Annotated in this window: 23 protein-coding genes; 8 read left to right on the top strand and 15 right to left on the bottom strand. The window is 73.1% G+C overall.

What is annotated here, in order from left to right; all coding sequences use genetic code 11:
* Positions 1-294: 294 nt before the first annotated feature.
* Positions 295-906 carry an FMN-binding negative transcriptional regulator gene (locus tag ABZ860_RS19800; protein WP_357222063.1) on the top strand — a complete coding sequence of 204 codons (612 nt, stop codon included), beginning with the start codon at positions 295-297 and terminating at the stop codon, positions 904-906.
* A gap of 121 nt (positions 907-1027) precedes the next feature.
* Positions 1028-2122 carry a winged helix DNA-binding domain-containing protein gene (locus tag ABZ860_RS19805; protein WP_357222065.1) on the top strand — a complete coding sequence of 365 codons (1095 nt, stop codon included), beginning with the start codon at positions 1028-1030 and terminating at the stop codon, positions 2120-2122.
* A 16-nt stretch (positions 2123-2138) separates the two neighbouring features.
* On the opposite strand, the gene ABZ860_RS19810 is transcribed toward ABZ860_RS19805, so the two are convergent.
* On the bottom strand, positions 2139-2879 hold the full coding sequence (locus ABZ860_RS19810; RefSeq protein ID WP_357222067.1) for an ABC transporter permease: 741 nt from the start codon (positions 2877-2879) through the stop codon (positions 2139-2141).
* An 80-nt stretch (positions 2880-2959) separates the two neighbouring features.
* Entirely contained in the window at positions 2960-3715 is a 756-nt protein-coding gene (locus ABZ860_RS19815) for an ATP-binding cassette domain-containing protein (protein WP_357222069.1), read from the bottom strand.
* A 162-nt stretch (positions 3716-3877) separates the two neighbouring features.
* On the opposite strand from ABZ860_RS19815, the gene ABZ860_RS19820 reads away from it, so the two are divergent.
* Positions 3878-5056: a histidine kinase gene (locus ABZ860_RS19820; protein WP_357222071.1), complete on the top strand. Its 1179-nt coding sequence runs from the start codon at positions 3878-3880 to the stop codon at positions 5054-5056.
* Entirely contained in the window at positions 5031-5678 is a 648-nt protein-coding gene (locus ABZ860_RS19825; protein WP_357222073.1) for a response regulator transcription factor, read from the top strand. Before ABZ860_RS19820 ends, ABZ860_RS19825 begins: the two co-directional genes overlap by 26 nt.
* Positions 5679-5806: 128 nt before the next feature.
* On the opposite strand, the gene ABZ860_RS19830 is transcribed toward ABZ860_RS19825, so the two are convergent.
* The 3 genes from ABZ860_RS19830 to ABZ860_RS19840 all read right to left on the bottom strand — a co-directional run bounded on the left by ABZ860_RS19830 (position 5807) and on the right by ABZ860_RS19840 (position 9440).
* Positions 5807-6790: an aldo/keto reductase gene (locus ABZ860_RS19830; protein WP_357222075.1), complete on the bottom strand. Its 984-nt coding sequence runs from the start codon at positions 6788-6790 to the stop codon at positions 5807-5809.
* A 16-nt stretch (positions 6791-6806) separates the two neighbouring features.
* Positions 6807-7844, bottom strand: coding sequence for an NAD-dependent epimerase/dehydratase family protein (locus ABZ860_RS19835; protein ID WP_357222077.1), 1038 nt, complete (start codon positions 7842-7844; stop codon positions 6807-6809).
* A 777-nt stretch (positions 7845-8621) separates the two neighbouring features.
* The gene (locus ABZ860_RS19840; RefSeq protein WP_357222079.1) at positions 8622-9440 is read right to left on the bottom strand and encodes an alpha/beta hydrolase; all 819 of its coding nucleotides are present in this window, start codon (positions 9438-9440) and stop codon (positions 8622-8624) included.
* 78 nt (positions 9441-9518) lie between these two features.
* Here ABZ860_RS19840 and ABZ860_RS19845 point away from each other — a divergent pair, with 78 nt between their 5' ends.
* Complete coding sequence (locus ABZ860_RS19845) at positions 9519-9980, top strand: helix-turn-helix domain-containing protein (RefSeq protein WP_357222081.1); 462 nt, start codon at positions 9519-9521, stop codon at positions 9978-9980.
* A 30-nt stretch (positions 9981-10010) separates the two neighbouring features.
* Here the strand turns inward: ABZ860_RS19845 and ABZ860_RS19850 are convergent, their stop codons facing one another.
* From ABZ860_RS19850 to ABZ860_RS19885, 8 genes are all read right to left on the bottom strand, one after another.
* Positions 10011-11618 (bottom strand): ABC transporter permease, encoded by a 1608-nt coding sequence (locus ABZ860_RS19850; protein ID WP_357222083.1) that lies wholly within the window; start codon positions 11616-11618, stop codon positions 10011-10013.
* Positions 11615-12631 (bottom strand): ATP-binding cassette domain-containing protein, encoded by a 1017-nt coding sequence (locus ABZ860_RS19855; RefSeq protein ID WP_357222085.1) that lies wholly within the window; start codon positions 12629-12631, stop codon positions 11615-11617. The genes ABZ860_RS19850 and ABZ860_RS19855 overlap by 4 nt, the downstream gene beginning before the upstream one ends.
* Positions 12628-13305 carry a TetR/AcrR family transcriptional regulator gene (locus ABZ860_RS19860; RefSeq protein WP_357222087.1) on the bottom strand — a complete coding sequence of 226 codons (678 nt, stop codon included), beginning with the start codon at positions 13303-13305 and terminating at the stop codon, positions 12628-12630. The genes ABZ860_RS19855 and ABZ860_RS19860 overlap by 4 nt, the downstream gene beginning before the upstream one ends.
* Before the next feature lie 107 nt (positions 13306-13412).
* Entirely contained in the window at positions 13413-14048 is a 636-nt protein-coding gene (locus ABZ860_RS19865) for a LysE family translocator (protein ID WP_357222089.1), read from the bottom strand.
* A 62-nt stretch (positions 14049-14110) separates the two neighbouring features.
* Positions 14111-15412 carry a sigma-70 family RNA polymerase sigma factor gene (locus ABZ860_RS19870; protein WP_357222091.1) on the bottom strand — a complete coding sequence of 434 codons (1302 nt, stop codon included), beginning with the start codon at positions 15410-15412 and terminating at the stop codon, positions 14111-14113.
* Positions 15409-15807: a YciI family protein gene (locus ABZ860_RS19875; protein WP_357222093.1), complete on the bottom strand. Its 399-nt coding sequence runs from the start codon at positions 15805-15807 to the stop codon at positions 15409-15411. Before ABZ860_RS19875 ends, ABZ860_RS19870 begins: the two co-directional genes overlap by 4 nt.
* Before the next feature lie 125 nt (positions 15808-15932).
* The gene (locus tag ABZ860_RS19880) at positions 15933-17231 is read right to left on the bottom strand and encodes an endo-1,4-beta-xylanase (RefSeq protein WP_357222094.1); all 1299 of its coding nucleotides are present in this window, start codon (positions 17229-17231) and stop codon (positions 15933-15935) included.
* A gap of 157 nt (positions 17232-17388) precedes the next feature.
* Complete coding sequence (locus ABZ860_RS19885; RefSeq protein ID WP_357222096.1) at positions 17389-18021, bottom strand: maleylpyruvate isomerase family mycothiol-dependent enzyme; 633 nt, start codon at positions 18019-18021, stop codon at positions 17389-17391.
* A gap of 142 nt (positions 18022-18163) precedes the next feature.
* Between ABZ860_RS19885 and ABZ860_RS19890 the strand changes: the two genes are divergently transcribed.
* Both ABZ860_RS19890 and ABZ860_RS19895 read left to right on the top strand, forming a co-directional pair.
* On the top strand, positions 18164-18805 hold the full coding sequence (locus ABZ860_RS19890) for a TetR family transcriptional regulator (protein WP_357222098.1): 642 nt from the start codon (positions 18164-18166) through the stop codon (positions 18803-18805).
* A gap of 25 nt (positions 18806-18830) precedes the next feature.
* Positions 18831-19874, top strand: coding sequence for a hypothetical protein (locus ABZ860_RS19895; RefSeq protein WP_357222100.1), 1044 nt, complete (start codon positions 18831-18833; stop codon positions 19872-19874).
* An 11-nt stretch (positions 19875-19885) separates the two neighbouring features.
* Here the strand turns inward: ABZ860_RS19895 and ABZ860_RS19900 are convergent, their stop codons facing one another.
* Positions 19886-21121, bottom strand: coding sequence for an RNA polymerase sigma factor (locus tag ABZ860_RS19900; RefSeq protein WP_357222102.1), 1236 nt, complete (start codon positions 21119-21121; stop codon positions 19886-19888).
* Positions 21118-21441, bottom strand: a complete 324-nt coding sequence (locus tag ABZ860_RS19905) for a YciI family protein (protein ID WP_183536061.1) — start codon at positions 21439-21441, stop codon at positions 21118-21120. Before ABZ860_RS19905 ends, ABZ860_RS19900 begins: the two co-directional genes overlap by 4 nt.
* Before the next feature lie 140 nt (positions 21442-21581).
* On the opposite strand from ABZ860_RS19905, the gene ABZ860_RS19910 reads away from it, so the two are divergent.
* On the top strand, positions 21582-22352 hold the full coding sequence (locus ABZ860_RS19910) for a sporulation protein (RefSeq protein ID WP_357222104.1): 771 nt from the start codon (positions 21582-21584) through the stop codon (positions 22350-22352).
* Positions 22353-22427: the final 75 nt, after the last annotated feature.

The following is a 22427-nucleotide window of genomic DNA, read 5'->3' on the forward strand; positions in this document are numbered from 1 at the left end:
CCTGGCCCCCCGGTCGGGGGGGGGGGTGGGCGCGGGCGGGCCCCCCCCGGGCGCCGCCTGTTGGTCCCCCGGCGGGTCCTGCGCCCGGCAGGAGGTTCGCGGGCCGGTTCTGCGCCCGGCAGGAGGTTCGCGGGCCGGTCCTGCGGCGGCGGGCTTTTGGCCGGCCGGCGATCGCCCAGGACGCCGCCGTCCGTCAGACTCGGCTTGGTGGCGAGACGCGGAGGGCTCCCGGACCGGCGCCACCCTGCCCCGTCCCTCGGATTCGCCCCGACCGCCGGTGCGTACAGTGAGGGTGTGCTGATCCATCCCTGGGACGCCGCCACGGACGAGGAGGCGCTGGCCTTCGTCCGCGCGAACGAGTTCGGGCATCTCATCGCGTCCGGACGCGACCGCGACGTGCCGGTGGTCGTGCCGACGCAGTTCCTCCTCGCCGACGAGTCCACGATCCTGCTGCACCTCGCCCGGCCAAACCCCGTCTGGCCGGCGATCGAGGAGAACCCCGCCGTGGTCATGGCCGTGACCGGCGACTGGGCGTACGTCGAGGGGGCGTGGAAGGCGCTGCCCGGCACCGATGAGGATCCCCGGCTCGGCGTCCCCACGACGTACTACGCGGCCGTCCAGCTGGTATGTCACGCGGAGATCGTGGACGAGCCCGACGGGAAGCTCGGCATCCTGCGTGCCCAGCTCGCCCGCCTGGACCACGATCTCGCCGACCCCGCCGAGCATCACCGGCGACTGCCGGGCATCCGCGGTCTCCGGCTGGCCGTCCAGAAGGTCGACGGCAAGTTCAAGTACGGCGGGAACGTGGACGAGGCCCACCGCCGATACGTCGCGGAACGCCTCGCGGAGCGGGGCGGCCCCGGCGACCGCGCCGCCCGCGACCACCTCCTGCGCCGGCTCGGCTGACCCCCACCGGTCAGGCATCGACCGTCGCGCGGTCGCCGAAGCCGGGCACAGGCCACTGCGGCTCGGTGCCGGGCGGTCCCCGGGATCGGGCTTTGTCGTACCCGGGGTGTAGAAGTGTGGCGTGGCTGCTGAGACGACGTGGGCGCAGGTGCTGGCCTGGAGGCTGAGACGGCAGTTCGTCGAGCCCGCGCGCGGCGGCGACGCGGTGGCGATCGCGCGGCGGCTGTGCGGGGTGCAGGCGCAGGTCGCCTCGTCGGCGGCGCTGGCCGTGGCCGTGCGGCACGAGAATCCGCGTCCGGGAGAGATCGAGGACGCCCTGTGGCGTGACCGCACGCTGGTCAAGACCTGGACGATGCGCAGCACGCTCCATCTCCTCCCGGCCGACGAGTTCCCCGCCTACCGGGCGGCCCTCGGGGCGCTCCGGTTCTGGGAGAAGGCCTCCTGGCAGCGCGGCCACGGGGTGTCCGCGCGGGAGATCGAGGCCGTCGTGGACGCCGTCCCGCGCGCGTTGTCCGGCCGGGTGCTGACCCGCGAGGAGCTGGTCGAGGCGGTCATCGAGGTGACCGGGGACGCCCACCTGAGACAGGCCCTCACATCCGGCTGGGGCGCGCTGCTCAAGCCGCTGAGCTTCCTGGGCGAGCTGTGCTACGGCCCGCCGCGTGACCGCAGGGTCACCTTCACCACGCCAGCCGACTGGCTGCCCGGCGGCCGAGGGGAGGCGCTGTCGCCGGAGGAAGGGGGAGTGCGCGTGCTCCGCGCGTTCCTCGGCGCCCACGGCCCGGCCACCCCCCGGATGTTCGACGCCTGGCTGTTTCGCGGCGTCACGCCGAAGGCCGTCCTGCGCGGCTGGTTCGGCGAGCTGGAGGGCGAGCTCGCGCAGGTCGAGGTGGAGGGCATGCCCGCCGTGCTGCCTGCCGAGCTTCTCGACGACCTGCTCGCCTGCCCGCCGTCGGAGGACGTGCATCTGCTGCCCGGCTTCGACCAGTTCATCCTGAGCGCGCCGCGCGACCTGGAGCCGCTCCTGCCCAAGGCCGTACGGCCGAAGGTGAGCCGGGCAGCCGGGTGGATCTCGCCCGTGGTCGTCCATCAGGGCCGGGTGAAGGGCGTCTGGGAGGCCAAGGAGGGGCGTCCGGTCGTCGAGCTCTTCGAACCGGTGCCGGAGCGCCTCCTGGCCGCCGAGGCCGATCGCATCGCCGTGCTCCTCGACCGGCTTTAGCTCAGGACGGTGCCGGTCAGGTCACCTCCTTGCGGAGCACGCGGACCAGGCCGGCGGCCATGGGAAGGACGATCCAGAAGGCGGCCGCCACCGTGAGCCGGGCTCCCTCGCTCCAGGTCATGTGGCCGCTCATCAGGGGGGTGACGGTGGTGTTGAGGTCGAGCCACTCCGCGAGGGTCGCGCCGACGGAGCCGAGTCTGCCGACGACGGCCCACAGGACCGGAGTCGAGAGGTTGACCACGATCGCGGCGGGCGCGTTGAGGAACAGCGCGCCGAGGGCGAGGCCCGCTGCGGCCACCAGGACGTTCGTCCCGGTCCAGCCGAGCAGCCAGACAGGCCGGAGCTCCCAGACGGCGGGCGTGTTCCGGACCTCGGACACGACGGCCGTGGCCGGCACCGCGACCAGCATGGCGAACAGTGAGAGCGCCACCGCCGCGAGCAGTGGCGGCAGGCATTTGGCGGAGAGGACGCGATGTCGGCGCGGTTCGAGCACGAAGGTGGCCAGCGCCGTGCGATGTGCCCACTCGCCGGTCACCGTGAGGATGCCGAGCACCGGGAGCAGGGTGCCGAGGGCGATCCCCGCCGTGCCCGCCAGGGTCTGCAGCTTCGGCCCGACGACGGCGCCGCGCGCGACGACGGACGCGACCACCAGCCCCACCATGATCAGCGAGATGACCGTGCCGCTGCGGGTGTCGACGAGTTTGCGGGCTTCGACGACGAGCAGCCTGCGGAACGGGATCGGAGTGTCTGCGGTCATGGCGTCGTCCTTCGTGATGGGGGCCGTAACGGGGCTCGATGCGGCCCTCGCGATGTCGTCCAGGTGGCGCCCGGCGCGGGTCATACGGCACCCCGGCCCGCGTCGATGCCCCGGGACGTGCCGGCGCCCGGGCTCCGGTCCGTGCCCGCGGTCAGTTCGAGGAAGGTTTCCTCGAGGCCGCGGCCCCGGCTCAGCTCGTCGACCGTGCCCTGGGCGAGCACGCGTCCACGGCCGATCATCACGATGCGGTCCGCCGCCTGTTCCACCTCGTGCAGCAGGTGTGAGCTGAGCAGCACGGCGCATCCGGCGCCGGCGAGGTCGCGCAGCAGGCGGCGCATCCAGTGGATGCCCTGAGGGTCGAGACCGTTGGCGGGCTCGTCCAGGACGAGCACCTCGGGATCACCGAGCAGGGCGTGCGCGATGCCGAGCCGCTGCCGCATCCCGAGTGAGTAGCCGCCGATCCTCCGTCGGCTCTCCCCTTCGGTCAGCCCCACCAGGTCGAGCACCTCGCCGACCCGGGTCCGCGGCAGTCCGAGGGTCATCGCGCCGAGCGTGAGGACCTCCCTGCCGGTGCGGCCCGGGTGCCGGGCCCCGGCGTCGATCAGGGTGCCGACCCGCAGGGCCGGGCAGGCCATCTCGGCGTACGGCCGGCCGAGGACGGTCGCCGAACCTGAGGAGGGACGGCAGAGCCCCACCAGGATGCGCAGAGCCGTCGACTTCCCGGCGCCGTTGGGCCCGAGGAAGCCGGTGACGCTTCCGGCGCCGACGGTGAAGGTCACGTCGTCGAGCGCCTTCACCTTCCCGTAGGTCTTGCTGACGTGGTTGAACTCGATCACGCCGTCCAGTCCACCGCGAGGGCGGACGCCGCCGCATCGGACCGGGGTCCCGCGCGGCCCGACGCGGGGCCCGGCCTTTCGCCCGCCGGCGATACCTCGGTCGTCCACAGGTCGACCCAGGTCGCTAAATCCTGTCCGACGCGGTCCCTAAGCTGTGGGGCTGTGCACGGCCGACCGGACTACCAGCCACCGCTGGACAGGCAGGGCGTCGCGCTGCGTTACCTGTGCGCCGTGGTGCCGATGCTCTTCCACGGCACGGTGCTGGCCTGGCTCGTCCTGCACGACGGCGACCGGCTCCCGCAGGTGCTGATCGACACGACGCTCGGCCTGATCGGGCTGGTCCTGATGCGGTGGCGGCGCCGGTGGCCGTGGCAGATCGCGCTGGCGACCACCCTGCTGACGACGTTCTCGTCCACGGCGACCGGTCCCGCCCAGGTCGCGTACGTGTCCCTGGTGACGCATCGGCGATGGAGCAGGATCGTCCCCGTCGCGGTCGTGTCCGCGGCGTGCCTGCTGGCCGGCGGGGCCCTGGGCGGAATCGACCAGGCGACTGTGGTCTCCTCGGTGTCGGGGCTGACGATTCTCGGCGGGCTGACCGTGTTCGGCCTCTACCTGCGCGGACGCCGCGACCTTGAGCTGTCCCTGCGGGAGCGGGCGCGGGCCGCCGAGCGCGAGCAGCGGCAGCGGATCGACCAGGCGCGGCTGGCGGAACGGGTCAAGATCGCCCAGGAGATGCACGACGTGCTCGCGCACCGGATCTCCCTGCTGGCGATGCTGGCCGGCGGCCTGGCCTACCGGACCGACCTCGGCCCGGAGCAGACACGCGAGACCGCGCTCGCCATCCAGGAGAACGCGCACCAGTCGCTCAACGAGTTGCGCTCGGTGCTGCGCACGCTCCGCGACGACGGCGCCGTGGAGGCGCCGCAGCCCGATCTGACCCATCTGGACGCGCTGTTCGGCGAGGTCCGCGCCGCCGGCCAGCGGGTCGAGGTGGACGACAGCATCGACGGCCGGGAGTCGCTGCCCGCGCAGACGGGCCGGCACGCCTACCGGATCGTGCAGGAGGCGCTGACCAACGCGCGCAAGCACGCGCCGGGTGCCGGGGTCACCGCCGAACTCGGCGGACGGCCGGGGGAGGGCCTGCGGATCCGGGTGACGAACCCCGCCCGCCCCGGCGCGGCCCCCGGCCCCGGTGGCAGGCTCGGCCTGGTGGGCCTGGCGGAGCGGACGAGGATGGCCGGCGGGACCCTCAGCCATACGCTCCAGGACGGGCGATTCATTCTTGATGTCCGATTGCCATGGGAGGCTGCGGATCGTGACCCGGCTGGTGATAGTGGATGACGACGCGATGGTGCGGACCGGGCTGCGTCTCATCCTCGGCGGCGAACCCGACTTCGACATCGTCGGCGAGGCCGAAGACGGGCTGCGCGCCATGGACGTGATCCGCGGCCTGCGCCCCGACGTGGTGCTGCTGGACATCCGGATGCCCCACCAGGACGGGCTGACGACCACCGAACTGCTGCGAGCCCAGTCCAGCCCGCCGCGGATCCTCGTGCTCACCACGTTCGACGCCGACGACATGGTGCTGCGGGCCCTGCGGCTCGGCGCCGACGGCTTCCTGCTGAAGGACACCCCGCCGCCGCGGATGATCGAGGCGGTCCGTGCCGTGGCGAAGGGCGAGCCGGTGCTGTCGCCGAGCGTCGCCCGCCAGGTGATCGTCGCGGCGACCGGCGGGTCCGGACCGGCTCTCCCGCGGGCGCGGGAGGAGCTGGGCAGGCTCACCGGGCGCGAGCTGGAGGTCGCGGTCGAGGTGGCGCACGGCAGGTCGAACGCCGAGATCGCCGAGCGTCTCCACATGAGCGTGGCCACCGTGAAGGCGAACGTCACCAGGATCTTCGCCAAGCTCGGCACCGACAACCGCGTCCAGGTGGCGATGAAGGTGCGCGACGCCGGTCTCGTGTGAGCGCACTCCCCGGCCGCGTCCGCGGCCGCCGGTCCGGGTGTGACGGCCCGCGACAGCGCTCCGGTGCCGGGTGGCGGCCGAGTGCGCGGCCCGCCACGGCGACGACAGCCGGGAAACCGGGCGGACGATCAGTCCAGCGAGACGGCGGGGGAGGGCAGGTGCCGGTCGAGTTCGTCCCACAGACCCGGCGGGATCGGGGTGGTGGCGAGGCGCAGCGTCTCCTCGATCCGCTCGGGTTCCGAGATGCCGACGATGGTGGACGCCACCCTGGGGTCGCGCAGCGAGAACTGCAGCGCGGCGGCGGCGAGCGGCACACCGTGCGCGTCGCAGGCCCGCCGCATGGCGCGGACCGCGTCCCGGACGGACTCGCCGGTGTCCCGATAGGCATAGCGGGGCTGGGCGTCGGGTCCCTTGACCAGCATCCCGCCACCGTACGGCGCGCCGTTGACGAAGGCGACGCCGCGATCGCGGGCCTCGTCGAGCAGCGGGCCGGCCTCGCGGTTCACCAGCGTCCAGCGGTTGTGGCTGATCACGGCGTCGAACACGCCGGTGGCGACATACCTGCGCAACAGGCCGACCGGGCCACCCGCGATGCCGATATGGCCGGCGACGCCGGCGTCCCGCAGCGCGACCAGCGCCTCCACCGCCCCGCCCGGGCCCATGGCCTCCTCGAACGTGATGTGGAATTCGGGATCGTGCAGGTACAGCAGCGGCACGTGGCCGACGCCGAGCCGCTCCAGGCTCTCCTCGGCAGAACGGCGTACGCGCTCGCCGGAGAAGTCGCCGGTGTGCGGGTCCGCGTCGACCTTGGTGGCCAGGACGAACCCGGCGGGGACGCCGCCGCGGTGGCGGACCACGGCGCCGATGCGCCGTTCCGCGCTGCCGCCGCCGTAGTTGTTCGAGGTGTCGAGGAAGTTGAACGGCCCGTCGAACACGGCGTCCACTGTGGCCCGCGCGCGCTGCTCGCCGACCTCGTAGCCGTACAGTCCCGGCATGCTCGCCAGGGGACTGGTCCCGACGCAGATCGGCGTCACCGTCAGGCCGGTACGCCCGAACGGCCGGCGCAGCGCCGGGTCCGGGACCGGCAGGTCGCCGGGGGGATCGAGGGGCATCAGGGGCGTCCTTCCGTCACAAGCCGTCGCCCTCGCCGGGCGCCGGCCGGGCCACGGCCGCCGAGGCGAGCCGGTGTCCTTCGGCCAGCCGGGCCAGCACCGCGTCGGTCGCGGCGTCGGGCCGGGTCTGCTCCGGATGGGCGGACCGCCAGGCGTGCAGCCGCCTGGCCCCTTCCGGCCAGGTGACGACCGGCCGGAACGACGGGACGAACCGCCTGATCTTGGTGGTGTCGAACACGGCGGTGTGCTGCAGGTCGCCGACGATGAGGTCGGACCAGAACCAGTCGGGCGCGACGAGCGGCAGGAATTCCGCGGGCAGGTGGAGGAGTCTGGCCGGTGCCGCGGCCGTCCGCCCGACGACCTCGTAGATCTCGTTCCAGGTCAGCGCCTCGTCGGAGGTGATGTGGAAGTCCTCGCCGAGCGCCTGCCAGGTGCCTATCAGACCGACGAGGCCGACGGCGAAGTCGTCCGCGTGCGTCAGGGTCCACAGGCTGGTGCCGTCGCCGGGCACCACGATCTCGTCGCCGCGGGCGACCCGGTCCCATGCCGTCCAGTCGCCGGGCAGCGGCGGATGCGCGTCGTCGTAGGTGTGCGAGGGGCGCACGATCGTGACGGGGAAGTCGCGCTCCTCGTAGGCACGGCGCAGGACGTCCTCTGCCGCGATCTTGTCTCGTGCGTACGCGAGGTAGGGATTGCGCCGGGTGGTCGATTCCGTGAACGGCACCCGCCGCACCGGCTTGTGATAGACGGAGGCGCTGCTGATGTAGACGTACTGGGCGGTGCGGCCGTCCAGCAGGTCCACCGCCGCGGCGGCGTCCTCGGCCGTGTAGCCGAGGAAGTCGACGACGCAGTCGTACGTCCTGCCGGCCAGCGTCCGGCGCAGCGCGTCGCGGTCCCGCACGTCGGCGGTGAGCGACGTGACCCCCTCGGGCAGGGGACGGCGCCAGGCGGTGTGACCCCGGTTGAGCACGTGGACGTCAAGGCCCCGGCGCACCGACTCGGCCACGCAGGCCGAGCTGATCGTTCCGGTGCCGCCGATGTAGAGGACCTTCACGCGGCGACTCCGAATCCGTTGATACTTTCGGCATATCGACGAAAGTGTCGATCGCGGCAGCAACCTAGGGCGTGGCGTCGTTTCACGTCAAGAGCGCCCATCACCGGACACCTCGGGCGCCGGCCCGCCTGCCGTGGCGGCTAGAGCCGTCTCGCCACCATCTGGAAACCGGCCGTGCAGAGATCGGTGGGGTGGCCCTCGTACCGGACCCCGATTATCCCGATGCGTGGGTTCCACGATTTGTACAGATCGACTCGTGCCTCGGTCCACGTGTACTGGTCGTGCATCAGACAGCCTTCCTGGCCGTCCGTGGTCTGGGCGTGGATGTTCAGCTTGACGGTGTCGCCGAATTTCCCGCGGATCTTGACCGTGTTGTTGTTCTTCGAATAAGCCGTCCGGCACCATGCGTTCCCAGGCTCCGCACTCGGGCATGGGGTGAGGCCCGATACGGCCGCCGCCGATGATCGGGCCGGTCGGGTCGCAGCTGCTGCGTTCGATGAAGGAGAACGAGCGCCAGGTGACCTCGAGTTCGAAGTCGGGGCCGGCGGCGGCGGCGGGGGCGGCCGGCGCGATGGCGGCCGCCGCCGCGAGGGCGAGCGTGGACACGCCGAGCCTGCCGAAGATTTTCGCCATTGTTCTGTTCCTATCCTCTCGGGTGGCCGTCGCCTCTCATGTTTCCGGCGGCCCGGCGGGAAAGGCATATCCAGAAAGGGGCGGCTTCTCCGGGGCAGTGGCCATATGGAGGCCGGCGGAATTACCGCGAGCGCGTTTCGTCGTTCATTCGGCGACGAGGTCGCGGATGCGCGCGGCATAGCCGCGGGGGTGGGTCGTGCTGCCGTTGTGCCCGCCGGGAAACTCCCGCGCCTCGACGCCGAGGAGTACGGCGAGCTCCTGCGCGCACCGATAGTCGAAGACGTGCCGGGGCGTGGTGCGGCCGACGGCCGGGATCACGCGGACCGGGCTGTCCCTGAGCGCGGCGACGTCCAGCGTGTCGCGGGCGACCGCGGTGAAGTCGTTGCGGATGAAGAAGTCGAAGCCGGCCCGCCGCCGGTCGTTCAACGGATGCGGGGTCAGTCCGGGCTCGGTGTCCTGGGCGACGGGGTCGATGCCGAGCGTTTCGGCGATCTTGACGAACGCCTCGGCGAGGCCGCGCTCACGGTAGAGGTGCTGCAGTTCCTCCAGCTCCCGCACGTGCCGGACGCGTTCGGCGGCGGGCAGGAGATCGGGAGTGACCGGCTCGTGCGCGATCAGGGTGCCGAGCTGTTCCGGATGCTCGACGGCCAGGTGCAGCCCGATGGCCGCGCCGAAGCTGCATCCGAGCATGTGCGCCGGCCGGTTGGTCACGGCGGCGAGCAGCCGGTGGACGTCGTCGACGTGGTCGGCCATGGTCGCGCCGCCGGCGGGGTCGTCGAGACCGCTGCGGGACAGGCCGCGTCGATCGTAGGTGATGACGGTGTGGTCGGCGGCGAGGTGACGGACCAGGTCGGCGGTGCGGTCCGCGTCGCCCTCCCCGCTCTGCGAGATGAGGAGCACGGGCCCGGTGCCGTGCACCTCGTGGTAGATGGTGGCGCCGTTCGTGCGGAGCATGCCGTTCATGGGGTCGTCCTCTCGATCAGGTGATCGGGACGATAACCCATCAAATCTGATGCATCAAGTCTGATGTATTCTGGAGCGGTGAACGGAGTCGACCTCTTCCTGCTCGGCAGGACTCTCATGAAGATCGGCGAAGAGGCCATGCCGGTCGGGGACATCACCCCGTCGAGAACGACGCAGGCCGCCAGTGTCCGGACGGTGCTGGTGGTCGTCGCCGACCTGCGCGCCCATCCCGAGACCTCGGTCGGGGAGATCGCGGCCCGCACGGGGTTGCCGCAGAGCGCGGTGTCAGGAGCCGTCGCCCGGCTGAAGGAGGCCGGGGCGGTCGTGACGGCCCCCGATCCGGCCGACCGCCGCCGGGTCGTGATCAGGCAGGCGCCCGGGCATTCCGCACGCGTCGCGGCCGTGCGGGCGGCCGATGTCGCGGGGCCCCTCGCGGCGGCTCTGGGCACCGACGACCCGGCGCAGGTCGCCGAGGTCGTCGCGGCGCTCGAGTTCCTCGCGCGCCGCCTCTCGCCGGGAGCGTCTCCCCGCCGTCCGTGACGACGGGGAGAGCGGACCGTAGGCGGGACGTCAGGGGACGGGCAGGTCCCTGCGGCGGAAGGCGGCGAGGCCGGCGGCGGTCAGCGCCGCGGCGACCGCCGACAGCGACACCAGCGGCGCGACGCCGAAGCGGTCCGCGGGCAGGCGGGGGACATGCGTGAACGGGGAGACGTCCAGCACCCACTGGTCCAGCCCGATCGCGGCCCCCACGAGCCCGATCAGCAGGCAGAACACCGGTGCGCCCCAGCCGAGTGCGGTGAGCCGGGGGAGCAGGCCGTACAGCGCGACCGTGACCCCGGCGAGCACCCAGACGGCGGGAAGCTGGACCATCGCGGCGGCCAGCAGCCGGGACGTCTGCCGGGCGGGCTCACCGGTGTTCAGCCCGTGGGCCAGCCCCATCGCGAGCCCGGCGGCGGCGAGGATGACGGCCGGGCCGAGCAGGGAGAAGGCGAGATGGCCGCCCAGCCAGCGCAGCCGCCCGACCGCGGTGCCCAGCACCGCCTCGGCCCGCCCGCCGGTCTCCTCGGCCCGCGCCCTGAGGGTGGCCTGCACGGCGTACGCGGAGGCGATCAGGCCGAACAGGTTCACGGTGGCGGCGAGGTAGTCGTCGACGAGCCCGGCCGCGCCGCCGAGGCGGGCGAACACGTCGGCCATCTGCGGCGCGTCCCGCGCGAGGTCGGCGACGCTCGCCGCGAGGTAGCCGAGCACGACGCCCAGTACGGCGAACCCGGCGGCCCAGCCGGCCAGCAGTCCCCGGTGCAGCCGCCAGGCCAGCGCCAGGGGCGAGCGCAGGGCGGGGCCCGCCGCCGGGCGGCCGAGCCGGGGCGGCAGCAGGCCGGCGCCGAGGTCGCGGCGCGCCGAGAGCGCGGCGGCCCCCAGGGCCAGCGCGACGGCCACCCCGGCGGTGAGGGCGACCGGCCACCAGGCGTCCGCACCGTACGGGCGGATCCACGTCACCCACTCCAGTGGGGACAGTCGACCGGCCCACGACGGCGTGCCGTCGTCCAGGGCGCCGACGTCGCCGACGATCCGCAGGACGTAGGCGGCGGCGAGGACGCCGATCGCGATCCCGCGCGCGCCGCCCGCGCCGGCGGTCAGCTGCGCGGCCACCGCCGCGACCGCGGCGAACACCCAGCCGGTGACGGCGAGCTCGGCGCCGAAGGCCCACGAGCCGGCGGCCGGAAGGCCCTGCCCGATCATCCCGAGGGCGAGGACGGCGCAGAGGACCAGGCCGGCGACGAAGACCGACACCAACGCCGCCGCCAGGGGCGCGTGGCGGCCGACGACGGCCGAGCCGAGCAGCTCGCGGCGGCCGCTGTCCTCCTCGGCCCGGGTGTGCCGGATGACGGTGAGGATGCAGAACAGCCCCGCCATGACGGGGATGAACCCGCCCCGCCAGGCGACCAGCTCGCCGAGGCTGGAGCCGTGCAGGCTGCCGTACAGCGCGACGAAGCCGGCGTTGTGCGCGCTCAGGTCCGCGTATCCCTGCCGCGCCGCGGCGCTGGGGAACAACCCGTCGATGGAGGCCACGTACGAGATCGGGACGAGGCCGAGGGGCAGCACCCACAGCGGGGCCAGGACACGGTCGCGGCGCAGGATCAGCCGGACCAGCCCCCAGGTTCCGGTGAGCGCCGTCATCGGGTCGCCTCCGGTGCGTCCTGCGCGGCAGGCGTGGAAGGGTCGTGCGGAGCGGGCGTCGAAGAGTCGTGCGGAGCGGGCGTCGAAGAGTCGTGCGGAGCAGGCGCGGAAGAGTCGTGCGGAGCAGGCGCGGAAGAGTAGTGCCGCAGGAACAGCTCCTCGAGCGTGGGCGGGCGGCTGACGAGGCTGCGCACGCCCGCCGCGGTGAGGTGACGCAGCGCCGGGTCGAGCGCGGCGGCGTCGATGTCGAAGCGCACCCGTCCGTCCTGCACGATCAGGTCGTGCACGCCGGGCATCGCGGCCAGCCCGTCCGCGGGGCCGGCCAGCTCGGCCTCGATCGTGGTGCGGGTCAGGTGGCGCAGCTCGGCGAGCGTGCCGGTCTCCACGGTGCGGCCGTCGCGGATGATCGTGACCCGGTCGCACAGCGCCTCGACCTCGGACAGGATGTGGCTGGACAGCAGCACCGTACGGTCGCCGCGGCGCTGCTCCTCCCGCACGGCCTCGCGGAACGCCTCCTCCATCAGCGGGTCGAGGCCCGAGGTCGGCTCGTCGAGGAGCAGCAGTTCGACGTCGGAGGCGAAGGCCGCGACCAGCGCCACCTTCTGCCGGTTGCCCTTTGAGTAGGCGCGCCCCTTCTTGCGGGGATCGAGGTCGAAGCGCTCGAGCAGCTCGGCGCGGCGCCGCTCGTTCAGCCCGCCCCGCATCCTGCCGAGCAAGTCGATCACCTCGCCCCCGGACAGGCCGGGCCACAGGACGACGTCCCCGGGCACGTACGCCAGGCGGCGATGCAGTGCGGTCGCGTCGGCCCACGGGTCGCCGCCGAGCAGGCGGGCGATGCCGGCGTCCGCGCGCATCATGCCGAGCAGGATGCGGATGGTGGTGCTCTTGCCCGCGCCGTTGGGCCCGAGGAAGCCGTGGACCTCGCCGGTGCGCACGACGAGGTCGAGGCCGTCGAGGGCCTTGGTCGGTCCGAACGTCTTGACCAGCCCGGCCACGGAGATGGCTTCTGTCATGGGGAATTCTCCTCGGTTCTGCGGCCGGGGGGCCGCGCGCCCGCGAGCCGGTCGAGGCCTGCCCGGGCGCGGGCGGCGTCCTCCGGAGTCATGAGGGGATGCGAGTAGAGGTCGACCAGTGCCCGGGAGAGCAGCAGGTCCCCCTCGGGGCTGAACATGTCCACTCCCATGGCGCGGGAGATGTGCGGGGCGAGGACCGGGATGCCCAGCGCCATGGCCGTGAACACGGCCGCTCTGATCCTCGCCGGGACGTCCGGGGGATCGGGGCGTCCGGGGTCGGCGCCCGCGATCCACTCCTCGCAGATCCGCGTCATCTCGTCGAAGATCGACGCGGCCGATCCGTCGGCCAGGCTGCGCGCCAGATAGAGCTGGTAGGGCGCCATCGCCGCGCGGGCGGCGCCCACGTAGCTCACGTCGCTGAGCGTCGTGTCGGCCCGGACCTGGTCGTTCAGGCGCCGGATCATCTTCATGAGGTGCTCGTCGCAGGCCTCACGCAGCGCCTGCTTGGAGCCGAAGTGGTGGCGGACCAGCCCAGGGGACACGCCCGCGGTCCTCGCGATGCCCCGGATCGTCGCCTTCTCGAAGCCGTCCTCGCCGAAGTGCCGCAGCGCGGCGTCTCTGATGCGGGCGCGCGCCGTGAGGTCTTCGGGATCCGGTCCGGGAGGTGTCGCCACCGTCGTCCTTTCCACGCGTGCAGCAGACTGTTCCTACGAACAGCAGACTATACGCGCGTATAGCCGTCGTCCAGCGCGGGACCGCGACTCCTGCCCGTTCTCGTGCGCTACTCCGGAGCGGTCACCAGCCGGACGGCCAGGGCGGCGAAGACGGAGCCGCTGACGATGTCCAGGCCGCGGGCGAACCGGCGGCTGCGCCGCAGCAGCGCCGCGAGCCGTCCCGCGAGGGCGCCCACCGTGGCGTCGACGCCGAGGCCGAGCAGCACCAGGGTCAGCCCGAGGATCAGGAACTGGACGGCGACATGGCCCAGGCTCGGGTTCACGAACTGCGGCAGGAACGCGATGTTGAAGAGGATGACCTTGGGATTGAGCAGGTTCGTCACCATGCCCTGCCAGAAGGCGCGCAGACGGCGCGGATCCGGTCCGGTCAGGGGCACCTCGCCCGCGCCGTCGGTGCCGCGGTCACGGAACGCCTTGACCGCGAGATACACGAGATAGGCGGCGCCCGCCCACCGCAGCACGTGGTAGAGCACCGGCAGGTGCGCGAACAGCGCCGACAGTCCGGACATCGCGGCCAGGGCGTGCACCAGGGCGCCGCAGGCCACTCCCACGGCGGCCAGCACGCCCGTGGCCGGGCCGCCGCGTCCGCCCATGGCGACGATGAACATCATGTCGGGTCCCGGAGCGACGCACAGGGCCGCCGCCGCGACGACGAACGCCAGGTAAAGGGAGAGGTCGACCATGACGCCATCCTCACGGGTGCGGGCGCCGGCGCGCCGCCGCGATCCACGTGCTGAGACGGCCGTCATGTCCGTGGAGAACGGCCCCGCCCGCCCGGCGTCCCGGCCCCGGAGACGCCGAGACGGGCGGCGCGGGCGGCCAGGTAGCCGCGCTCGGGCAGGCTGGCCGTGAGGCCCGCCGCCGCGCGGTAGTCCTCGACGGCCGCGGTGAGGTCGCCGGCCATCTCCAGCAGGTGTGCGCGCGCCGCGTGCAGGCGGTGGTGCCCCGCCAGCGGGCCGCCGGCCAGCGGTTCCAGCAGCGCCAGCCCGGCGGCCGGACCGTGCACCATGGCGGCGGCGACGGCGCGGTTGAGGGAGACCATGGGGTTGGGCGACATGCGCTCCAGCAGGCCGTACAACGCGAGGATCTGCGGCCAGTCGGTCTCCTCGGCCGTCGCCGCCTCGTCGTGCACCGCGGCGATCGCCGCCTGGATCTGGTAGGGCCCGGCGGCGCCCCGGCGCAGGGCGGCCGTGAGCAGCGCCGTGCCCTCGGCGATCGCCTCGCGGTCCCACAGCCCGCGGTCCTGCTCCGCCAGCGGGACGGGGACGCCGCCCGGTCCGGTCCTGGCGGGCCGGCGGGCGTCGGTCAGCAGCATCAGCGCGAGCAGTCCGGCCGCCTCGCAGTCGCCGTGCGGGGACCCCCGCAGCAGGCGGTGCAGCGTCCTGGCCAGCCGGATCGCCTCGCGGGACAGCTCGACGCGGTGCAGGCCGAGGCCGCCGCTGGCGGCGTAGCCCTCGTTGAAGATGAGATAGAGCACGTGCAGCACGGAGGCGAGCCGCGCGGCGCGCTCCTCCTGCTCCGGCATGCGGAACGGCACCCCCGACGCCCTGATGCGCTGCTTCGCCCGGCTGATGCGCTGCGCCATCGTGGCTTCGGGCACCATGAAGGCCTTGCCGATCTCGGCCGTGGTCAGCCCGCCGACGGCGCGCAACGTCAGGGCGATGGCGGACGCCGGCGTGAGCGCGGGATGACAGCTCAGGAACAGCATGACGAGCGTGTCGTCCCCGTCCGCCTCGTGCGCCAGGTCGGCCGCAGGGGAGGTCCGGTGGTCGGCGGGAGCGCGGGCGGCCACCAGTTCCTCGCGACGGCGGCGTGCCTGCTCCCCCCGCACCTGCTCGATCATCCGCCGGTGCGCGACCTGGACCAGCCAGCCCTTCGGGTTGTGCGGCACGCCCTCGGCGGGCCACTGGGCGAGGGCGTCGAGCAGGGCCTCCTGGACCGCGTCCTCGGCCGCGTCGAAGTCGCCGAACCTGCGGGTGAGCACGCCGACGACCTGCGGCGCCAGCGGGCGCAGCAGGTCGTCGACGTGCGGGTGGGGAGCGCTCACAGCTCCTGCGGCGGGGCCGCCATCACCTGGCGCACCTCGATCGGCATGTCGAGCGGCTCGCCGTTCAGGCCGGGCGCGGCCGAGACGCGGGCCGCCAGCGCGTACGCACGCTCCGGCCCCTCGCAGTCGACGATCCAGTAGCCGACCAGGAACTCCTTGGTCTCCGGGAACGGGCCGTCGGTGACGACGGGGACGCCGCCCTGCCCGGCCCGCACGATCCGCGCCTGGTCCGGCATCGCCAGCCCCTGGGCGTCCACGAACTCGCCGGCCTCGACGAGCTCGCGGTTCACGTCGTGCATGAACTCGATGTGCGCCTTGATGTCCTCCGGCGACCAGGTGTCCATCGGGAGGATGCCGCTCTGCGGGCCGAACTGCATCAGCAGCATGTATTTCATGTCTCGCTCCTCCTGCCGCCCGCCCCTCGTGGGCGCGCTCACCCCTGGGTAGAAGCCGGCATCCCGATCCTCGACATCCTTCCGGAGAAATCTCGGAAATTCTCGCGGCCGCGGTGGCGGCTGCGTCAGAGGGACACGGCCACCTCGGCGTCTCCGGGCTCGTCCAGCGTGAACGTGACCGTCCGGCCGCCGGCGGTGATCTCGTACTCGCCGAGGAAGCCGTCGAACCGGACGCGGCCGTCCGCGTCGGTGACCATCGTCGTGGGCGGCAGCCACCACTCGCCCTTGACGAGCGAGCGCAGCGCCTCGTACGACGGCTTGGGGGTGCCGTCGGCGCGGACGAAGCCCCCCGGCGCGCCGAGCCAGCCGCCGTCCGACAGGCCCCAGTAGGTCATGGCCTCCACGGCGGGATGGGACAGCAGGGTCTTGTAGTGACGCACGACCTCGTCGGCCTGGCGGGCCTCGCCCTCGGGCGTGGTCGGCCACTCGGGGATCTGGTAGTCGTTCAGGTCGACGATCTCCTCCGGCATGATGTGGCCGGAGACGATCGTCGTCTCGGTGAAGTGGATGGGCAGGCCGTAGCGCGCGAAGCGGTCGATCGTGGCGAGCGTCTTCTCCTCGCCCCAGTAGCCCTGGTGCATGTGGCTCTGCAGGCCGAGCACGTCGATTTTGATGCCCGCCTCCAGCACCCCCTCGATCAGGCACTCGTACGCCGCGGACATGTCGAAGTCGTTGAGCAGCAGCGTGGCGTGGGGGTTGGCCTCGCGGGCCGCGTCGAAGACCATCCGGACCATCGGGATCCGGCCCATCTCCCGGCAGATCCGGGTGATGCCGTTGTCGTACTTGTCGAAGATCGGCATGATCACGACCTCGTTGATGACGTCCCACATGTCGATGACGCCGGCGAAGTCGGTCATGTCGCGCCGGATCCGGTCCACCTGGGCCTTGGCGATCTCGGCGTTCGACAGGTCCTTGAGCCAGTCGGCGGTCTCGGTGTGCCAGGCGAGCGGGTGCCCTTTGACCGGGACGCCCCGATCGGCGAACCACCGCGCCGTGGTGAGCAGCCGCTCGGTGTCCGGCCGGCCCCGGACCGGCTCGAACTGGCCCCAGTAGAAGGGGAGCGTGGCGAAGTTGAACAGGTCGAACCACAGGTCTGCGACCTGCTGGGACCCGGCCGCCGGGGCCTCGCCGAGCGACCGCTGCTCACCGGTGTCCTTCGCGGTCTCGCCGTTGGCCAGCGGGATGAAGTCGAACCCGATGCAGCCGAACAGGAACTTGTGCCGGCGCTGCGCGACGACCACCTCCTGGCCGGCGAGGGGCGTGCCGTTCGCGGTCAGGGTGAGCGTGGCGTCGGCGGTGCGGTGCTTCTTGATCAGCGGGTCGGGGTCGACGGCGCCGGAGCCGGAAGCGGGGTGGGACGACATCGAGCGGGCCTCCAGGGATGTGCAGCGCGGAGAAGCCCTCTCCGGGAGCCTCCTCGCCCCGGCCGGAGAGGTCTGTGATCCCGAGCACATTAACGCTCTCGAGGCTCGAAAGCGACAGACCTCTCCATCGGTGCGATCAACGGCCGAAGTGGCGCGTTCAGTGGATGAAGTGGGTGAAGCGGGCGGCGGGCTCGCCGCGCAGCCGCCCCTCGGGCAGCCGGCGGCCGCACAGGACCAGCACCAGGTCCTGCGCGGCGCCGGACAACGGGGTGCCCGTTCCGAGCGACCAATCGACGTCGTCGGCGCGTAGTTCGACGCCGTCCAGGTCGACGCCGAAATACCTGCGGCTCCGTGGGGACAGCGCGTTGTCGAGCAGGACGCGCAGGCGGTCGCCGGGCACCCGCCGGTCGATCCCGAGCGCCACGGTGATGTCCATGCCGTGGATCACGTCGTGCGACAGCGCGCCCGCGTAGCCGCCGCCCGGAGGCCGCCAGGGATGCTCGGCGTTGTCCCGCAGGCACGCGGTCAGCTCCCGCGGGCCGAGCGCCGCCGCGTCCCGGCGGGCGAGCCGGTCGGCCAGCCGGTCGAAGTTTCCGCGGGCCCTGACGAGGCCGGCCAGCACGCTCAGGCCGGAGTGCCGGTAGGGCATCGTCATGTGGGCCACCACCTCCCGCACCCGCCATCCCGCGCACAGCGACGGCGCGTCCCAGGACGGCGGTGGCAGCTCGCTCAGCAGGTCCGCCAGTTCGCGGCGTTCGGCCGCGATCTGCCGCCGGATGTCGGTGTCCATTCGTTCGTCGCCCTTCCGGTCGTTCGATCCGTACGCCCTGCCGACGAACGGGCGCCGCCCGGATGGACACTCCTCGTACGTGCGCACTGGTTGCGTGTCACGCATTTTGTGTGCGACACGCAAGATCCCGTAGGGTCGCCGCGTGAACGACGACGCGATGGACCTGCGGGCCCGCACCAAGCAGGCCACCCGGGAGGCGATCGGCCAGGCCGCGCTGCGCCTGGCCATCGAGCGGGGTCCCCACGGGCTCGCCCTCGTCCGGGTCCACGACATCGCCACGGCGGCGGGCGTCTCGCCCCGCACCTACAACAACTACTTCTCCAGCAGGGAGGAGGCGATCTGCGCCTTCCAGGCCGACCAGTCCAGGCGCGCCGGCCAGGCGCTGCGCTCCCGGCCCGCCGGCGAACCACTGGACCAGGCCGTCACCGCGGCCGTGATCGGGCTCTACACCGACCCCGAGCCCGACAAGGCGGGCCTACGAATGATCATGATGACGCCCGAGCTGGAGGGTGAGGCGCTCAAGGCGTTCAGCATGGCGGAGGGGCCGCTCGCCGAGGCGATCGCGGCGCGCACCGGCACCGACCTCGCACGCGACGTGTACCCCGCCGTCATGGCCGCCGCGGTCACCGGCGCCGTCCGGGTAGCGGGACGGCACTGGCTCGAATCCGGCACCACCGAGTCCTTCGCCGCCGTCCTGCGCCGCACCCTGGCCTGTGTCTTCTCCACCGCGCCGCCTGCGGCGTCCGTGCCGCCCGCGCCGCCCGGGGCCCGCGGGGATCTCTGAACCGTCCGAAAGGGAGCAACGGGAAATGAACGGCAAGGGCATCAACTTCGACACCGGCTTCGCGGACGCGGCCGCCCGCGCCGCCGGGCGCAGCACCCGGGAGCCGTTCGACCTCGACGTGGTCGAACGGGAGATGCGCGTCATCCGTGAGGACCTGCACTGCACCGCCGTACGGATCACGGGCGGCGACCCCGAACGGCTCAAGGCCGCGGCCACCCTCGCGGCCGAGGCCGGCCTGGACGTGTGGCTGTGCCCCTTCACCTGCGACATCACCACGGCCGAGTTGCTCGCCGTGATCGCCGACTGCGCCGAGCACGGCGAGCGGCTGCGCCGCGAGGGCGCGGAGGTCGTGCTGGCCACCGGCTCGGAGGTGAGCCTGTTCACCGACGGGTTCCTGCCCGGCGCGACGTTCGGGGACCGGATCCCCCTGCTGGCCCGGCCGGAGACCCTGCGGGAGGTGCTCCCCCTGCTGCCCGGCCGGGTCAACGCCTTCCTCCGCGAGGCGGTCGCGGTCGCCCGCGAGCGGTTCGGCGGCCGGATCGGCTACTGCTCGATCCCGTTCGAACAGGTGGACTGGACACCCTTCGACATCATCGCCACCGACGCCGGCTACCGGTCGGCCGCCACCGCGGCCGGGTATCGGGACAACATCCGCGCCTTCGTCGCACAGGGAAGAGCACAGGGAAAGCCGGTGGCGATCACCGAGTTCGGGTGCGTCACCCACCACGGCGCCGCCGACCTGGGCGAGCGCGGCGACTCGATCGTCGAGTGGGGCGCGGACGGCGCGGCGGCCGGCCTGACCGGCGAGCACGTCCGCGACGAGCACGAGCAGGCGGCCTACCTGCGCGAGGTGCTGGGGATCCTTGACGACGAGGGAGTGGACGCCGCCTTCTGGTACACCTTCGCCCGATACGACCTGCCCTACCGGGACGATCCCCGTGAGGACCTCGACATGGCCAGTTGCGGCGTGGTGAAGGTGCTGGAGGGCCGTTCGGGCACGGCCTATCCCGGCATGCCCTGGGAGCCGAAGGCCGCGTTCACCGCTCTGGCGGACTGCTACCGAACCTGACGCCGGCGCCCTCAGCCGAGCGCGGCGAGGCGGCGGGTGAGGTACCGGCGCTCGGCGTCGGTGGCGGCAAGGCCGGCCGCCTCCCGGTAGGCGTCGGCGGCCTCGGCCGTACGGCCCAGGCGGCGCAGCAGGTCGGCGCGGGCGGCGGGCAGCAGGTGGTAGCCGGTCAGGGCGCCCGTCTCCCGCAGGGCGTCGACCAGCGCCAGGCCCGCGGCCGGGCCGTGCGCCATGCCGACCGCCACGGCGCGGTTCAGCTCCACGACGGGCGAGGGGGCCAGCCGGGCGAGCAGCGCGTACAGCACGGCGATCTGCGCCCAGTCGGTGTCCTCCGGGCGGGCCGCGGTGGCGTGACAGGCGGCGATCGCGGCCTGCACCTGGTAGGGGCCCGGCCGTCCCCGCCGCAGCGTGCCGTCCAGCAGGGCCACGCCCTCGGCGATCGGGCCGGCGTCCCACCGGCCGCGGTCCTGGTCCTCCAGCACCACCAGGTCGCCGGCCTCGTCCAGGCGGGCGGCGCGGCGGGCGTGGTGCAGCAGCATCAGCACGAGCAGGCCCGCCGCCTCCGGCTCGTCCGGCATCAGCCGCACCAGCACCCGGGCCAGGCGGATCGCCTCGGCCGCGAGGTCGTGCCGTACGAGCGCGGCGCCGGCCGTCGCCGAGTAGCCCTCGTTGAACAGCAGATACAGCACGGCGAGCACCGCCGGGAGGCGCTCGGGCAGCAGGTGGGCGGGCGGCACCCGGTAGGGGATGCCCGCGTGCCTGATCTTCTGCTTGGCCCGGGCCAGCCGCTTGGCCATCGCCTGCTCGCCCACCAGGAACGCCCGCGCGATCTCGGTCGTGCTGAGCCCGGCGAGGGTGCGCAGGGTCAGCGCCACCCTGGCCTCCAGCGCGAGCGCCGGATGGCAGCAGGTGAAGATCAGCCGCAACCGGTCGTCCGGCACGTCCGGCTCGTCGCCGGTCTCGTCGTCGTCCGTCCTGAGCACGCCCGCCACCTCCCGTAGTTTCGCGGCGCCGGTGGCCTCGCGGCGCAGCACGTCCACGGCCCGGTTGCGCGCGGCGGTGGTCAGCCACGCCCCGGGCCTGCGCGGCACGCCGTCGCGCCGCCAGGTGCGCAGGGCCAGCGCGAAGGCGTCCTGCGCGCACTCCTCGGCCAGGTCCCAGTCGCCGGTCCAGCGGATGAGGGTGGCCACGACCTGCCCCCACTCCTCCCTGAAGGCCCGGTCGACGGCGGCCTCGACCGGCGGCGTCACAGGTCGATGAGCGGCCGGATCTCGATCGTGCCGTACGCCGCGGCGGGATGGGCGGCGGCGATCTCGATGGCCTCGTCCAGGTCGGCGCACTCGATCAGGCAGAACCCGCCGAGTTGCTCCTTGGTCTCGGCGAACGGCCCGTCCGACAGCAGCACCTCGCCCTCACGCACCCGCAGCGTCGTGGCGTCGCTCGGCGGGCGCAGCCCGGCGCCTCCCCGCAGCACGCCGCGCTCCGCCATCTTCTCCGACCATCCGCCGCACCCGTCGTCGGCGTGCTCCGCCGCCGACTCGTCGCCGCAGATCAGCAGCACGTACTTCATTGCGTCCTCCTCGGGCCGGTATCCCATCATGTCCGTACGACGAACGGTGACGGCCGGAATGGACACCTTTGTGCGGGGAACCGGGCGGCGGGGGCGGGTCGTTGGCAGCGGTGAACGACCCGCGACCAAGGGAGTGATCGGTGTTCCGCAAGCTGATGGCCGCGCTCGGGGCCGGCGTCGAGGTCGACACGGTGCTGCGCGACCCGCACGTGCGCCCGGGGGAGACCCTGTACGGCGAGGTCCGCTTCAGGGGCGGGTCGTCCGACCACAGGGTGGACGGGATCACCGTCGACTTCACCGCCGTGGTGGAGGTCGAGCGCGGGGACCAGGAACACCACGCGACCTACACCTTCCAGCGGGCGCCGGTCTCCGGGCCGTTCGACCTGCGCGCCGGGGAGGCCCGCGCGCTGCCGTTCGCGATCCCGGTGCCGTGGGAGACACCGGTCAGCGCGGTCGGCGGGCGCCCGCTGCCCGGCATGCGGCTCGGCGTGGCCACCGAGCTGGCGCTCGCGGGCGCCCTCGACAAGGGCGATCTCGACCCGCTGCACGTCAACCCGCTGCCCGCGCAGGACCACCTGCTGGGGGCGCTCGTCCGCATGGGCTTCCACTTCAAGCGGGCCGACCTGGAGCGCGGCACGCTCCGGGGCTCGACCATGCCGTTCTACCAGGAGATCGAGTATCACGCGGGCCCGGAATGGCGGCGCCACTTCAACGAGCTGGAGCTGACCTTCATCGCGGGACCGCACTCGATGGACGTGATCCTGGAGGCCGACAAGCGGGGCGGCTTCCTCACCTCCAGCCACGACGTCTACAACCGCTTCCGCGTGGGGTACGGCGATCACCCCGGGAGGGTGGAGCAGGCGCTGCGCGACGGCCTCGCCGCGATGGCCCGGCACCGCGGCTGGTTCTGACCTCGGTCAGGAAAGTCCGGACTCGCCCCGCGCCGGGCCCACTAGGATGATCACCTCTTCGGGTCCGGAGGTTGA

The sequence above is a fragment of the Microbispora sp. NPDC046973 genome, assembly GCF_040644495.1.
In the GTDB taxonomy this organism is placed as follows: domain Bacteria; phylum Actinomycetota; class Actinomycetes; order Streptosporangiales; family Streptosporangiaceae; genus Microbispora.